Below are 13,741 nucleotides of genomic sequence, written 5' to 3' on the forward strand. Positions count from 1 at the left end.
ATTTATGAACGCCTATCTTAAGCTCGATCATATCGACAAACATTTCGATCGGGGCGGCGTCCGCGCCGAGGTCCTGAAGGATATCAACCTGACGATTTCCGAGGGCGAATTCGTCTCGATCATCGGCCATTCGGGCTGCGGCAAGTCCACTCTCCTCAACCTCATCGCCGGCCTGACGCCGGTTTCGGCGGGCGCCGTGCTCCTTGAAAACCGTGAGGTCAACGGACCGGGGCCGGAGCGCGCCGTCGTCTTCCAGAACCACTCGCTGCTGCCCTGGCTGACGGTCTACGAGAACGTCAATCTCGCCGTCTCCAAGCTCTTCAACCGAACGAAGACCAAGGCCGAGCGGCACGACTGGGTCATGGCCAACCTCGACCTCGTGCAGATGGCGCATGCCAGGGATAAGCGGCCTTCGGAAATTTCAGGCGGCATGAAACAGCGCGTCGGCATTGCCCGCGCGCTTGCAATGGAGCCGAAGATCCTGCTGCTCGACGAGCCCTTCGGTGCGCTCGATGCGCTGACCCGCGCCCATCTTCAGGACGCGGTAATGGAAATCCACGCCCGGCTTGGCAATACGATGGTGATGATCACCCATGACGTCGACGAAGCGGTGCTGCTGTCCGATCGCATCGTCATGATGACCAACGGCCCGGCGGCCCGCATCGGCGAAGTGCTCGATGTGACCATGTCCCGTCCCCGCAATCGCATCGAACTCGCCTCTGATCGGACATATCTCAAATGCCGTGAAGCCGTGTTGAAGTTCCTCTATGAACGTCACCGCTTCATCGAAGCGGCGGAGTAGAAACCGGGAAATAATCTCGGCATTTGCCGGCCGTGATTTTTAGTCTTCGTGGCGGGTCCGGCAGCGCCTGATTTTAGGCGTTGCGCCCTCTTTACTCCCCGGGCGTCGCAAATACCGCGCTGGCATCGCTGACAATTTCCACATGGGAATATGCCGCCTGCCCCGCGGCCGCGGCGTCCGCGCGCATGATCGCGGTCACGATCCGGCCGTGCTCCTCATAGGATTTTGCCAGACGTCCAGGCAGACGGAACTGCGCCCGCCGAAAGGGCGCGAGCCGCGCCCGCGTCTGCGTCACCATCTCGAAGACATGATCATTGTGCGCGCCACGATAAAGCCGGGTGTGAAATTCGGTATTGTGAGCCGAATATTCCTCTTCCGCGCCGGCATGCACGAGCCTCACCGATGCCCGATGCTCCAGTTCCAGCGCGCGCCGTTCGTCGACCGTCATACGCTCGGCCGAGAGCCTGGCGCAGATCGCTTCGAGTTCGGCCATCGCTTCGAACATCGAATGCAGATAAGCCTCGGTGACATTGGTAACGACGGCACTGCGGTTTGGCTCGCGCGCAATCAATCCCATGGCGCCCAGCTCACGCAGAGCCTCGCGTACCGGCGTGCGCGAAACGTCGAAACGAACCGCGAGCGACACCTCGTCCAACTTCGCGCCGGGCAGGATTTCACCCGTGACGATCATGTCGGCAATCGCTCGCACCATCTGTTCGACGGTGGTTCCGGTACGGATCACTTCTCTGCGCCTAGTCTGCTTCACGATACGAATCTGCTCACGTCAACATTCTGCATACAGATGCGGTTCGAGACTCGATAAGTCAAATCTGGTGGCGAAGATATTGTTAAATTTTCGCTTTCTGATGCACGAGAACCTCAGGCAATCCGACTTTATGCCAATCACGCAGTCACAATGAACAATAAATATCTATTGATTATTTTTTGCGCAAAGATTCGATCAATCTGCATGCACTTTGCAATACGCAAATCTTATCGTGACAGATAAACTATAAAAAACAATAGATTAATTTCTGGCACATGCATTGCATGCACTTTTCTGTACCTGTTCACAACCGGCCCAGCGCCGCAAGGAGCATTCCGATGACCAAACTCCTTTCCATGAACCGCCGCAATTTTCTCCATGCTTCCGCTGCCGGTGCACTCGCCGGCGCCATGCCCGGCCTGATCGGCTCCTCCGCCGCAGCCCAAACCGCGCTGACCGTCGGCTTCATCTATGTCGGCCCCAAGGACGACTACGGCTACAACCAGGCGCATGCGGAAGGTGCGGCCGTTATCAAGGCGCTACCGGGCGTGACGCTGGTCGAAGAGGAGAATGTGCCGGAAACCGTCGACGTCCAGAAGACGATGGAATCCATGATCAACCTGGACGGCGCGACCCTGCTCTTTCCGACCTCCTTCGGCTACTTCGACCCACACATGCTGGCCGTGGCTGCTAAACATCCCGACATCCAGTTCCGGCACTGCGGCGGTCTCTGGCAGGAAAGCAAGAACCCGGCCAATACGGGCTCCTATTTCGGCTATATCTTCCAGGGCCAGTATCTGAACGGCATCGCCGCCGGCCATGCGACGAAGAGCAAGAAGATCGGCTTCGTCGCCGCCAAGCCGATCCCGCAGGTTCTGCAGAATATCAACGCCTTCCTGCTCGGCGCGCGCACGGTCGATCCTGGTATCACCTGCCAGGTGATCTTCACCGGCGAATGGTCGCTTGCCGTCAAGGAGGCCGAAGCCACCAATGCCCTGGTCGACCAGGGCGCCGACGTCATCACCTGCCACGTCGACAGCCCCAAAGTGGTCGTCGAGACGGCTGCCGGCCGCGGTGCCTTCGTCTGCGGCTATCACGCCAACCAGAGCCCGCTTGCTCCTGAAAAGTACCTCACCGGCGCCGAGTGGGCCTGGGGCAACGTCTATAGCGATTTCGTCAAGAAGGCGCAGGCCGGCGAAAAGCTCGGCAACTTCGTGCGCGGCGGCCTGAAGGACGGCTTCGTGAAGATGAGCGCGCTCGGCCCCGCCGTGTCCGCGGAGGGCCGCAAGACCTTCGAAACCACGCAGGCGGAGATGATGAAGGGCGGCTTCTCGGTCTTCAAGGGTCCGTTGAAGGACAATAAGGGCGACACTGTCGTGGCTGCCGACAAGAGCTACGCCGAAGACGCGATCGAGCTCGAGAGCATGAATTATCTGGTCGAGGGCGTCGTCGGGTCCACAGCGTAAACGCGAAGGGAGAAGCGCCATGACCATAGAGGCCAATGATCCCGCAATAGCCATCGTGGAAAAACCGGCTTCGCTGCGCCCCGTCCTCGAATGGATCGCGAGGCGAGCCGAGCCTGTTGTCATCGGCCTCGCGGCCATCCTGATCGGTCTTGCGCTCTTCTCCCTCTTCATCGTGGCGGTCGGCAAGTCGCCGGCCACCCTCTTCCAACTGATGTATACCGGCGGCTTCGGCAGCTGGTTTTCGGTGCAGAACAGCTTAAGTCGTGCCGCACCCCTTCTCCTGACGGCACTCTGCGTCGCCCTGCCCGCCCGTCTCGGCCTCGTCATCATCGGCGGGGAAGGAGCGGTCGTGCTGGGCGGCGTTGCCGCCGCAGCCATGGCTCTGCCGCTCGCCGGCACCGCGCCTGTTTTCCTCACTCTCATTCTGATGGCAATCGCTGCCATGGTGGTCGGCGGCATCTGGATCGGCCTTGCCGGTTTCCTGCGGCACTATCGCGGCGTCAATGAAACCATTTCATCGCTGCTGCTCTCCTATATCGCCATCGCCCTGATGAACCAGTTCGTCGAAGGGGTGCTGCGCGATCCTGCAAGCCTCAACAAGCCGTCGACCAGGCCGCTGCCGGCGGACTACATGCTCGGCAATATTCCCGGCATGGACGTACATTGGGGCCTCGTCATCGGCATCCTCGCCTGCATGATCTCCTGGATCGTGATCGAGGCGACGAGCTATGGTTTTGCCGCCCGCATCGCCGGCGGCAACGTGCGCGCCGCGCAGATCCAGGGACTGCCGGTCGGCAAGCTGATTGCCGGATTTACGGCGCTTGCCGGCAGCTTTGCCGGTCTGGCGGGCATGATCGAAGTGGCGGCGGTGCAGGGAAGTGCCAACGCCTCGCTTGCCGCCGGCTACGGTTATACCGGTATCCTCGTCGCCTTCCTCGCCAGGCACAATCCGCTGGCGATCATTCCGGTCGCGATCCTGCTCGGTGGCATCGACGCCTCGGGCGGCCTCATCCAGCGGCGCATGGGCCTGCCGGATGCGACCGTTCTGGTGCTGCAGGGGACGCTCTTCATCGTCATTCTCTTCTGCGAGACCTTCTACGGCCGCTTCAAGATCTTCAATCCCGACCTCTGGAAAAGGAGCCTCTGATGGAAGAGACAGGCATCGGCATCTGGGGCGTGCCGCTGGCGATCTTCGCCGGCGCCATCCGCGTTTCCACCCCCTTCATCTTCGTCAGCCTCGGCGAGACGATCACCGAACGCTCCGGCCGCATCAATCTTGGCCTCGAAGGCACGCTCGTCTTCGGCGCCATGACGGCCTATGCGGTGGCCGTCATGACTGGTTCCCCGACCCTCGGCGTGCTGGCCGCAATGGTGGCGGGCGCGACCTTCGGCCTCATTCACGGCTGGATCTGCAAATTCCCCAAGGTCAACGACATCGCCATCGGCATTGCCATGATGCAGTTCGGTCTCGGCATGGCGTTTTTCCTCGGCAAATCCTTCATCCAGCCGGTGGCCCCGAAACTGCCCTCGATCCCGCTCGGCGGCTGGTCGAGCACTCCGCAGGTCCAGGCGGCGCTCAATATCAACGTGCTGTTCTTCATCGGCGCGGCACTTGCCCTCTTCCTGTTCTGGGCCTTCAAGAACACCCGCATCGGCCTGATCCTGCGCGTCGTCGGCGACAGCACCGACGCGGCCCGGGCCATGGGCATCCATCCGGACCGGGTTCGCTTGCTGGCAACGGCAGTGGGCGGTTCGCTGGCGGCAATCGGCGGCGCCTATCTCTCGCTCTACTATCCGGGCTCCTGGAACGAAGGCATCTCGTCGGGTCAAGGCCTGATGGCGGTGGCTCTCGTCATCTTCGCTCGCTGGAATCCGATCGGCTGCTTTCTCGCTGCCCTGCTTTTCGGCGGTGCTGGCGCGCTCGGCCCGGCGCTGCAATCGGTCGGCGTCACGCAAGGCTACTACCTTTTTTACGCCGCGCCTTACGTGCTCACCCTCATCATCCTGATCGCCACCTCCTCGCCCACCCGCTCGCTCGCCGGTGCGCCGGGTGCGCTATCGCTCACGAAATAACGGAGCCTTCCGATGAACGGCCTTGGCGGTCTCAACAAATCCGAACACGGCATCGGTATCGGCCTGGTGCAGCTCCAGCTGCCGGTGACCGTCACCAAAGCGGACTTGGCAAAACAGACGCAGGTGATCGTCGATCTGGTGGCCAAAGCGCGGCGCAACCAGCCGGGCATGGACCTCGTCGTCTTTCCCGAATACGCGCTGCATGGCCTTTCCATGGACATCAATCCGGAGATCATGTGCACGCTCGACGGGCCGGAGGTCGCGGCCTTCAGGCAGGCCTGCAGGGACAACCGGATCTGGGGCTGCTTCTCGATCATGGAGCTGAACCCTGGCGGCATGCCCTACAATTCCGGCATCGTCATCGACGATCAGGGCGAGTTGAAGCTCTATTACCGCAAGATGCATCCCTGGATCCCCGTCGAGCCGTGGGAGCCCGGCGATCTTGGCATCCCTGTCATCGAGGGCCCGCGGGGCGCCAAGCTCGCGCTGATCATCTGTCATGACGGCATGTTCCCGGAGATGGCGCGCGAATGCGCTTATAAGGGCGCCGAAATCATGATCCGCACAGCCGGCTACACGGCGCCGATCCGCGATGCCTGGCGCTTCACCAACCAGGCCAACGCCTTCTGCAACCTGATGATCACCGCGAATGTCTGCATGTGCGGTTCGGACGGAACGTTCGATTCCATGGGTGAAGGCATGATCTGCAATTTCGACGGCACGATCATCGCCCACGGCACCTCCGGCCGCGTCAACGAGATCATCACAGCCGAGGTGCGTCCTGACCTGGTGCGCGAGGCCCGGCTCGGCTGGGGCGTGGAGAACAATATCTACCAGTTCGGTCATCGCGGCTATGTCGCCGTTGCCGGCGGCGCGCAGGATGCGCCCTACACCTACATGCACGACCTTGTCGCCGGCAAATACCGCCTGCCATGGGAAGACGAGATAAAGGTCAAGGACGGTACGTCCTGCGGATTTGACAAGCCGATGCGCCGTTACGGCGAACCCCTCAAACCTGCCGCGGAATAGGAGAGAGAATGATGGACGCAATGGTCGAAACCAACGGGCATTTTATCGACGCCGATCCGTATCCGTGGCCCTATAACGGCGCCCTGAGGCCTGATAACACTGCCCTCATCATCATCGACATGCAGACGGATTTCTGCGGCAAGGGCGGCTATGTCGACCACATGGGTTACGACCTGTCGCTGGTGCAGGCGCCGATCGAACCCATCAAACGCGTGCTTGCCGCCATGCGGGCCAAGGGCTACCACATCATCCACACCCGCGAGGGCCACCGCCCCGACCTCGCCGATCTGCCGGCCAACAAACGCTGGCGCTCGCAGCGGATCGGCGCCGGCATCGGTGATGCCGGCCCCTGCGGCCGCATCCTGACGCGTGGCGAACCCGGCTGGGACATCATCCCCGAACTCTACCCGATCGAAGGCGAGACGATCATCGACAAGCCCGGCAAGGGTTCGTTCTGCGCCACCGACCTCGAACTCATCCTCAACCAGAAGCGCATCGAGAACATTATCCTCACGGGGATCACCACCGATGTCTGCGTTTCGACGACGATGCGCGAGGCAAACGACCGCGGCTACGAATGCCTGCTTCTGGAGGACTGCTGCGGTGCGACCGACTACGGAAACCACCTCGCCGCGATCAAGATGGTGAAGATGCAGGGCGGCGTCTTCGGCTCGGTCTCCAATTCCGCGGCTCTAGTCGAGGCGCTGCCCTGATGCCGTCATTGCGTGCCCATGTCTTTCGCGTGCCAGCCGACGGCCCCGATGACGTTGCCGGCGTCGAGGCGCTCTTTGCCAGCGGCCTTCAGGCGAACAACGTCGTCGCCGTTCTCGGCAAGACGGAAGGCAACGGCTGCGTTAATGATTTTACCCGCGGTTATGCCACCCGCAGCTTCGAGACATTGTTCAGTAGATATGGCGTCGACGGCGTCTCGATCATCATGTCCGGCGGCACCGAGGGGGCGCTCTCGCCGCATTGGACGGTTTTTGCGCGTGAAACCGTAGAAACCCCGGGCGAACGGGCGCTGGCCATTGGTGTGTCGCGTACCCCCGCGCTGCCCCCCGAACATCTCGGGCGCCGGGAACAGATCCTGCTCGTTGCCGAAGGCGTGAAGTCCGCGATGAGGGATGCCGGCATCGATGATCCCGCCGATGTCCATTTCGTGCAGATCAAGTGTCCGCTGCTCACCTCGCGCCGGATTGCCGAGGCCGAGGCAGCAGGCAGGACGGTCGCAACCCACGACACGCTGAAATCCATGGGCCTCTCGCGCGGCGCTTCGGCTCTCGGCGTCGCCGTGGCACTCGGCGAGATAGATGCGACATCGATCGACGATGCCGACATCTGCACACGTTTCGATCTCTTTTCCCGCTGCGCCTCAACCTCGTCCGGGGTCGAACTCACCGATCACGAAATCATCGTCCTCGGCATGAGCGCAAAATGGTCCGGTCCGCTGTCGATCGACCACGCGGTCATGCGGGATGCGATCGACGCGCATTCCGTCAGGAAAGCCCGCGAACGCCTGCCGGAAAACAGCCGGCTGGCGGCGGTTCTCGCCAAGGCCGAGCCGGACCCGTCCGGCAGGATCGACGGCAGGCGCCACACGATGCTCGATGACTCGGATATTGCAGGCACCCGCCATGCCCGTGCCTTCGTCGGCGGCGTTCTCGCCGGCATCTTCGGCATTACCGATCTCTATGTGTCCGGCGGCGCCGAACACCAGGGTCCGCCCGGCGGCGGTCCCGTCGCCATCATCGTCGAAAAGGAGCAATGAAGTGAGCACAGTCCGCGACACGCCCCTTCCGCAAGCCGGCAAGGCCGTCGGCATCGAGACGCTCGATATGACCATGCGTTTCGGCAGCTTCACCGCGCTCGACAACGTCTCGATCGCCGTTCCGGCCGGGTCTTTTCACGCGCTTCTCGGCGAAAACGGCGCCGGCAAGTCGACACTCGTCAAATGCATCATGGGCTTCTATCACGCAACGTCAGGCTCGCTGTCGGTCGACGGCCGCGAGGTGGCGGTCGCCTCACCCAAGGATGCCGCGGCCTATGGGCTCGGCATGGTCTACCAGCATTTCACACTGGTTCCCTCTCTGACCGGTGCGGAAAACCTGGTTATCAGCCGCACCGAAGTGCCTGCGGTGATCAACTGGGCCAGGGAACGCAAGGATCTGGCGGATTTCATGGAGCGCATGCCGTTCAAGATCCCGCTTGACAGGCCGGTGAGCGAGCTCGCGGCCGGCGAAAAGCAGAAGCTCGAAATCGTCAAGCAGCTCTATCTCGGCCGTTCCTTCCTCGTCCTCGACGAGCCGACCTCGGTGCTGACGCCCGCCGAAGCCGATGAGATGCTCGGCATCGTGCGCGGAATGACCGGGCGCGGCGAGCTCACGGTACTGATGATTTCCCACAAGTTCCACGAGGTGACGAAGTTCGCTGATGCCGTCTCGATCCTGCGGCGCGGCAAGCTGGTCGGCACCGGCAAGGTTGGCGAGCTCTCCACCGCCGAGATGGCGGCGATGATGATCGGCGACGTCAAACTCGCCGAGCTCGACAGCCGTCTGCCGGTGGCGGAAGCGGCAAGACCCGTGCTGACCGTCAGCCAGGTGAAGGCCCCGGATCGCTCCGGCCTGAAGACGATCGAGATCGACACGCTGACGGTCCGCTCCGGCGAGATCGTCGGCATTGCCGGCATATCGGGCAACGGCCAGAAGGAGCTGACCGAAATTCTCGCCGGCCAGCGCCCGACGGATAGCGGCCAGGTCACGGTCAATGGCGAGGCTTACGGCGCCACCCGCGATGAAACCCGCAAGAACAGGGTGCGTTTCATCCCCGAAGAACCGTTGCAGAATGCCTGCGCGCCGAAAATGACCGTGAGTGAGAACCTTGCGTTTCGCACCTTCGACTTGAAGTCGGACGGCAAGGACGCGATCTGGCTGAACAAGGGCAGCATGAAGAAGCGTGCCTCGGCGCTGATCTCCGACTTCAAGGTCAAGACGGCCTCTTCCTCCTCGCCGATCGCAGCGCTTTCGGGCGGCAACGTGCAGCGGGCGGTGCTCGCCCGCGAACTGACCGGCGATGTCGATCTGCTGATCGTCTCGAACCCCTGTTTCGGTCTCGATTTTTCGGCCGTTGCCGAAATCCGCGCCCGCATCATGAAAGCACGCAATTTGGGTGCCGCCGTACTGCTGCTTTCCGAAGACCTCGACGAATTGCTCGAGATGTCCGACCGCATCATGGTCATTTCGGAAGGCAAGCTGGTCTACGAGACACCGGCGCGCTCGGCCGATATTGGTGTGATCGGCGCCCACATGGCGGGGCATCATTGATGGCGAAGATCAAAGCCGAACCTTTCGCCTTTCCGGTGAAGCACGATGAGCTCGCCCTCATCGTCATCGACATGCAGCGTGATTTCGCCGAGCCCGGCGGCTTCGGTGCAAGCCTTGGCAATGATGTCAGCCGCATTACCAGGATCGTGCCCGATGTCAAACGCCTGATCCAGGGCTTCCGCAATGCCGGCCTGCCTGTGATCCATACGATGGAGTGCCACCGGCCGGACCTTTCCGATCTGCCGCCGGCCAAACGCGACCGTGGCAATCCGTCGCTCAGGATCGGCGACGAAGGCCCGATGGGCCGCATCCTGATCTCCGGCGAACCCGGCACGGCAATCCTGCCGGAACTCGCTCCTGTGAAGGGTGAAGTCGTCATCGAAAAACCCGGCAAGGGCGCTTTCTACGCCACCGAACTCGGCGCCGTGCTGCAAGAGAAGGGCATCAAGCAGCTCGTCTTTGCCGGTGTCACCACCGAAGTCTGCGTGCAGACGACGATGCGCGAAGCAAACGACCGCGGCTATGAATGCCTTCTCGCCGAGGAGGCGACGGAAAGCTATTTCCCCGAATTCAAAGCCGCAGCCATCGCCATGATCCGCGCCCAGGGCGCGATCGTCGGCTGGACCGCGCATGTCGACGACATTCTGGAAAGTATCGCCCATGCCTGAAACGACCCGCGAACGCCTGACGTCAGGCGGCTGGAAGGAGCTGGAATTCGGCCCTTTCCGCGATGCCGTCACCATTCACTGGATCCGCCCCTTCGAGGGCGATCAGCCGGGTGCGGCGCTGCTGAAATATGAGCCTGGCGCCTCCGTTCCCCGTCATCGCCACGAGGGGCTCGAGACCATCCTGGTGCTCGACGGCGTACAATCCGACGAGACGGGCGATTACATCAGCGGCAGTTATATCGTCAATGCGCCGGGCAGCGAACACTCGGTCTGGAGTGATACCGGCTGTGTCGTGCTCATCCAGTGGGACCGGCCCGTGAAAATACTCGAAGATGAAATTGCGTGAACCCGACGTCGGCCTTGGAGGTATGCCCGACGATCTGGAAGGACATGAATTTCACAGCAGCATCGAGGCCCCGCGATCGATATAGGTGTCCAGGAATTGTTCGAGGCGGGGGTTTCTCGGTCGTTTGAAGACGTCCTGCGGCGGGCCGGTGAACAGCACCTTGCCGTGATCGAGAAAGATGATCTGCTGGCCGACCGTCGCGGCAAATCCGATCTCGTGGGAGACGACGACCATCGTCATGCCCTCGGCGGCGAGATCGCGCATGACATTGAGCACTTCGCCGGTCAGCTCGGGATCGAGTGACGAGGTCGGCTCGTCAAACAGCATGATCTTCGGGCTCAGAGCAAGGGCGCGGGCGATGGCAACGCGCTGCTGCTGCCCTCCCGAGAGCTGCGACGGATAGTGCCCGGCCCTGCCCTCCAGGCCGACCTTGACGAGCTGGGCCATGGCCCGCTCTTCCGCATCCTTGCGGCTCATCTTGTGAACCGTCTTCAGCGCCTCGCTGACATTGCCGAGCGCCGTCATATGCGGCCAGAGATTGAACTGCTGAAAGACCATCCCGATCTGCGATCGAATCTGCCGGTTCACCGCCGCCGGCACCCGCTCACGGACACCCTTGGCATTTTCCGCAAAGCCAAGCACCTCGCCGTTGACGGCAATCGTACCCTTCGTCGATTCCTCCAGAAACGCCATGCAGCGCAACAGCGTACTCTTGCCGGATCCCGAGGGCCCGATGACGCAGGAAACTTGTCCCTGCTCGATTTCGAGGTCGATGCCGTGCAGCACGGTGGAACCGCCGAACGTCTTGACGAGATTTTTGACTGCGATCGCAGGAACGCTCATATGTTGAAAAACCTGAATCTGGTGAGTTTCGTTTCGGCGAGATGGCCGAGCCAGCCGGTGATTTCGACCAGTACCCAATAAAATAGCGCAAGGACGAAGAGCGCCTCGACGAAAGCATATTGCTGAGAGCCGATGGCGCTGAGTGTCGCCGTCAACTCCGGCACGGTGATGATGGACAGAACGGCCGTCTCCTTCATGAGGATGATCGTCATGTTGACCGAAGGCGGCAACACCAGCATGGTCATCTCCGGCAGCAATATGCGCCGGATGATCTGCCCTTGTGTCAGGCCGACGCACAGGCCGGCCTCGATATGTCCCTTGGGGACGGCGGCAAAGCCCGAGCGGAATATCTCACTGAAATAAGCCGCGCCGTAGATGGAAAGGCCGACGATGCCGGCCGGGATCGGATCGAGCGACAATCCGACGAAGGGGCCGCCATAATAGACGAGGAATATCTGAATCAGGAAAGGCGTGCCGCGCAGCACTGCGATGACAACGCCGAACGCCCTGTCCAGCAGCACGCCTCCAAAACGTCGCGCGACAGCGACAAGGAAACCCAATACTGCAGCGGCAAGAGTGGTGACGATCCAGATGAGGATGGTGACCCACGCACCGTTGAGGATCTCCGGCAAGTTGCTGAAAATCACATTGGTATCGAAGGTCATCGCGGCACTCCTGGCAGGGAGCGTTCGATCAGGCCGCCCGCAAGGGCAACGATCCAATTGATGATGAGATAGATCAGGCCCGCGGACGCGAAAATCTCGAGCGGCAGGAAGGTGCTGCCGGCAAGGTCCTGAGCCATGCGTGTCAGCTCGACGATTCCGACGACGGAGACCAGCGAAGACGCCTTCAGAATAAGGATCGCTTCGTTGACGAGCGCCGGGAAAGTCAGGCGCAGGGCGATCGGCGCCCTGATACGGCGGAAGATCTGAATGGGAGTCATGCCGACCATTTCGGCAGATTCGACCAGGCCCACGGGAACGCTGGCAAAACCACCGCGCAGATTTTCAGCCTGATAGGCTGCAGTACACAAGGACAGGCCAACGACGGCGGCAACGATGCTCGGCACGTTGATGCCGATCACCGGCAGCAGATTGTAGATCAGCAACAGCTGGACCAGCAGCGGTGCACCACGAAAGAAACTGATGAAAATCTGCGCCGGCAGCACGAAAAGCCGTTGCCGTGAGAGCAGCATGGCTGAAATGACGATCGCGATCGCAAAGCCGATCAGGATGGAAACCACGCTGATCGTCACCGTGTAGATCGAGGCTTGCAGAAGCAGTTCGAATAGCTTGATGGACATGGGCGGTGCTTGCCTGGGCGCTGCGGCCGTGAACTCTGATCCCACGGCGGATTGCGCCCCGATTGATGGCGGGGCGCGTTCGTTTCACCGGCGGCTAATCAGAATGCCGGATCCTTGACAGCATCAGGCGTATCGAAAGACGCACCGAACCACTTCTTTTGCAGCTCCGCCATACGCCCGTCTGCCTTGATCTTGAGCATCGCGGCATCGATTGCATCCATCAGGGGCGCATGATCGGCATCCTTGAGGCCGATGAAGCCAAAATAGGACTTCTTGCCGAATGGCGGCAGAACGACTTCGAACGTGCCTTTTCGCTGGCTGGCGACGAAGGCGATATTCGGCAGCGAGTTGGCAACGCCGGCAATACGGCCGGCGGCGAGATCGGCGTAGGATTCGGTAAAGGCTGGATATTCGCGCACGTCGACTTTGGTCGGCAGCGTGCCGGAGAATTCCTTCAGCTGGTCGAGCTGGGCAGTTGCTTTGCCGACGCCGATCGTCTTGCCGGCAATATCTTCCGGCTTGCTGATCGTCGTGTCGCCAGCCTTCTTCAGAATGGCAATCGTCGCTTCGGCGATCGGCGGCGTGAAGCGATAGCGCTCCAAGCGCTTCTTGGTGATCGTTGCAGGACCTGCAACGACATCGAACTTGCCGGCCTCGAGCGCGGGGAAGACGCCATCCCAAGGAAGGGCCACCCACTCGATCTTGACGCCGAGTTCCTTGCCGATCTCGGCAAAGAGGTCGACGTTCAAGCCGGTATGTTCACCGGCATCGATATAGTCGAACGGTGCGAAAGCCGTTTCGGTGCCAACCTTGAGGGTGCCGGCTGCCTTGACGGCGGCCAGCGTGTCGGCTGCATGGGCGGAAACGGCTGCTCCGAGCAGGAACGCAGCGCCGACCAGACCCTTCAGCAGTGAATTTGCTTTCATGATCATCTCTCCAGTTTTGTTCCCCCGGCGGAGGAGTTTTGGTTCCCGACTTCGATTTCCTCTGCGCGGATTTCTATGCTCCGCTTTTGACTATACAAATAGATATAGGCTGGCCTAGAGTGTCAATGTAAAAGACGAGGAACGCAAAATTTGTGCCGGGTGGCGTCGATCTCGCTGGCATGACCGTTCCGGAATTTAT

At 61.3% G+C, this 13,741-nt stretch carries 15 protein-coding genes; 10 read left to right on the forward strand and 5 right to left on the reverse strand.

The features are described from left to right. The first annotated feature begins 4 nt into the window (after positions 1 to 4). Positions 5 to 802: an ABC transporter ATP-binding protein gene (locus tag CUJ84_RS37095; RefSeq protein WP_105010396.1), complete on the forward strand. Its 798-nt coding sequence runs from the start codon at positions 5 to 7 to the stop codon at positions 800 to 802. 91 nt (positions 803 to 893) lie between these two features. Here the strand turns inward: CUJ84_RS37095 and CUJ84_RS37100 are convergent, their stop codons facing one another. After that, complete coding sequence (locus CUJ84_RS37100) at positions 894 to 1,568, reverse strand: GntR family transcriptional regulator (protein ID WP_027683086.1); 675 nt, start codon at positions 1,566 to 1,568, stop codon at positions 894 to 896. A gap of 338 nt (positions 1,569 to 1,906) precedes the next feature. On the opposite strand from CUJ84_RS37100, the gene CUJ84_RS37110 reads away from it, so the two are divergent. The 9 genes from CUJ84_RS37110 to CUJ84_RS37150 are packed head-to-tail and all read left to right on the forward strand — an operon-like array spanning position 1,907 to position 10,470. After that, on the forward strand, positions 1,907 to 3,034 hold the full coding sequence (locus tag CUJ84_RS37110) for a BMP family ABC transporter substrate-binding protein (RefSeq protein ID WP_105010397.1): 1,128 nt from the start codon (positions 1,907 to 1,909) through the stop codon (positions 3,032 to 3,034). Positions 3,035 to 3,053: 19 nt separating this feature from the next. After that, the gene (locus CUJ84_RS37115; protein WP_105010398.1) at positions 3,054 to 4,181 is read left to right on the forward strand and encodes an ABC transporter permease; all 1,128 of its coding nucleotides are present in this window, start codon (positions 3,054 to 3,056) and stop codon (positions 4,179 to 4,181) included. Continuing rightward, a complete protein-coding gene (locus tag CUJ84_RS37120; protein WP_017997633.1) occupies positions 4,181 to 5,107 on the forward strand; it encodes an ABC transporter permease in 927 nt (308 codons plus the stop codon). Before CUJ84_RS37115 ends, CUJ84_RS37120 begins: the two co-directional genes overlap by 1 nt. A 12-nt stretch (positions 5,108 to 5,119) precedes the next feature. Further along, positions 5,120 to 6,136, forward strand: a complete 1,017-nt coding sequence (locus tag CUJ84_RS37125; RefSeq protein ID WP_105010399.1) for a formamidase — start codon at positions 5,120 to 5,122, stop codon at positions 6,134 to 6,136. Positions 6,137 to 6,147: 11 nt separating this feature from the next. Beyond that, the gene (gene biuH / locus CUJ84_RS37130; RefSeq protein ID WP_041935977.1) at positions 6,148 to 6,849 is read left to right on the forward strand and encodes a biuret amidohydrolase; all 702 of its coding nucleotides are present in this window, start codon (positions 6,148 to 6,150) and stop codon (positions 6,847 to 6,849) included. Further along, complete coding sequence (gene atzD / locus CUJ84_RS37135; RefSeq protein ID WP_105010400.1) at positions 6,849 to 7,904, forward strand: cyanuric acid amidohydrolase; 1,056 nt, start codon at positions 6,849 to 6,851, stop codon at positions 7,902 to 7,904. Before biuH ends, atzD begins: the two co-directional genes overlap by 1 nt. Position 7,905: 1 nt before the next feature. Continuing rightward, on the forward strand, positions 7,906 to 9,456 hold the full coding sequence (locus CUJ84_RS37140) for an ABC transporter ATP-binding protein (protein ID WP_105010401.1): 1,551 nt from the start codon (positions 7,906 to 7,908) through the stop codon (positions 9,454 to 9,456). Further along, on the forward strand, positions 9,456 to 10,124 hold the full coding sequence (locus tag CUJ84_RS37145) for a cysteine hydrolase family protein (RefSeq protein WP_105010402.1): 669 nt from the start codon (positions 9,456 to 9,458) through the stop codon (positions 10,122 to 10,124). The genes CUJ84_RS37140 and CUJ84_RS37145 overlap by 1 nt, the downstream gene beginning before the upstream one ends. Continuing rightward, positions 10,117 to 10,470 carry a cupin domain-containing protein gene (locus CUJ84_RS37150; protein WP_105010403.1) on the forward strand — a complete coding sequence of 118 codons (354 nt, stop codon included), beginning with the start codon at positions 10,117 to 10,119 and terminating at the stop codon, positions 10,468 to 10,470. Before CUJ84_RS37145 ends, CUJ84_RS37150 begins: the two co-directional genes overlap by 8 nt. A 51-nt stretch (positions 10,471 to 10,521) precedes the next feature. Here CUJ84_RS37150 and CUJ84_RS37155 read toward each other — a convergent pair whose 3' ends face one another. The 4 genes from CUJ84_RS37155 to CUJ84_RS37170 all read right to left on the reverse strand — a co-directional run bounded on the left by CUJ84_RS37155 (position 10,522) and on the right by CUJ84_RS37170 (position 13,542). Next, entirely contained in the window at positions 10,522 to 11,313 is a 792-nt protein-coding gene (locus CUJ84_RS37155; RefSeq protein ID WP_105010404.1) for an amino acid ABC transporter ATP-binding protein, read from the reverse strand. Further along, on the reverse strand, positions 11,310 to 11,978 hold the full coding sequence (locus CUJ84_RS37160) for an amino acid ABC transporter permease (RefSeq protein WP_027688696.1): 669 nt from the start codon (positions 11,976 to 11,978) through the stop codon (positions 11,310 to 11,312). Before CUJ84_RS37160 ends, CUJ84_RS37155 begins: the two co-directional genes overlap by 4 nt. Beyond that, positions 11,975 to 12,616, reverse strand: coding sequence for an amino acid ABC transporter permease (locus CUJ84_RS37165; RefSeq protein WP_105010405.1), 642 nt, complete (start codon positions 12,614 to 12,616; stop codon positions 11,975 to 11,977). The genes CUJ84_RS37160 and CUJ84_RS37165 overlap by 4 nt, the downstream gene beginning before the upstream one ends. Before the next feature lie 98 nt (positions 12,617 to 12,714). After that, positions 12,715 to 13,542, reverse strand: coding sequence for a transporter substrate-binding domain-containing protein (locus tag CUJ84_RS37170; RefSeq protein WP_105010506.1), 828 nt, complete (start codon positions 13,540 to 13,542; stop codon positions 12,715 to 12,717). Positions 13,543 to 13,741 lie beyond the last annotated feature (199 nt).

Origin of the sequence: Rhizobium leguminosarum (genome assembly GCF_002953715.1) — a bacterium.
Classification (GTDB): Bacteria; Pseudomonadota; Alphaproteobacteria; order Rhizobiales; family Rhizobiaceae; genus Rhizobium; species Rhizobium leguminosarum_V.

Coding starts and splice junctions, on each gene's coding strand:
- CUJ84_RS37125 (WP_105010399.1), top strand. CDS start 5,120: ATGAACGGCCTTGGCGGTCTCAACAAATCCGAACACGGCATCGGTATC.
- CUJ84_RS37110 (WP_105010397.1), top strand. CDS start 1,907: ATGACCAAACTCCTTTCCATGAACCGCCGCAATTTTCTCCATGCTTCC.
- biuH (WP_041935977.1), top strand. CDS start 6,148: ATGGACGCAATGGTCGAAACCAACGGGCATTTTATCGACGCCGATCCG.
- CUJ84_RS37165 (WP_105010405.1), bottom strand. CDS start 12,616: ATGTCCATCAAGCTATTCGAACTGCTTCTGCAAGCCTCGATCTACACG.
- CUJ84_RS37120 (WP_017997633.1), top strand. CDS start 4,181: ATGGAAGAGACAGGCATCGGCATCTGGGGCGTGCCGCTGGCGATCTTC.
- CUJ84_RS37145 (WP_105010402.1), top strand. CDS start 9,456: ATGGCGAAGATCAAAGCCGAACCTTTCGCCTTTCCGGTGAAGCACGAT.
- CUJ84_RS37150 (WP_105010403.1), top strand. CDS start 10,117: ATGCCTGAAACGACCCGCGAACGCCTGACGTCAGGCGGCTGGAAGGAG.
- CUJ84_RS37160 (WP_027688696.1), bottom strand. CDS start 11,978: ATGACCTTCGATACCAATGTGATTTTCAGCAACTTGCCGGAGATCCTC.
- CUJ84_RS37115 (WP_105010398.1), top strand. CDS start 3,054: ATGACCATAGAGGCCAATGATCCCGCAATAGCCATCGTGGAAAAACCG.
- CUJ84_RS37170 (WP_105010506.1), bottom strand. CDS start 13,542: ATGAAAGCAAATTCACTGCTGAAGGGTCTGGTCGGCGCTGCGTTCCTG.
- atzD (WP_105010400.1), top strand. CDS start 6,849: ATGCCGTCATTGCGTGCCCATGTCTTTCGCGTGCCAGCCGACGGCCCC.
- CUJ84_RS37155 (WP_105010404.1), bottom strand. CDS start 11,313: ATGAGCGTTCCTGCGATCGCAGTCAAAAATCTCGTCAAGACGTTCGGC.
- CUJ84_RS37095 (WP_105010396.1), top strand. CDS start 5: ATGAACGCCTATCTTAAGCTCGATCATATCGACAAACATTTCGATCGG.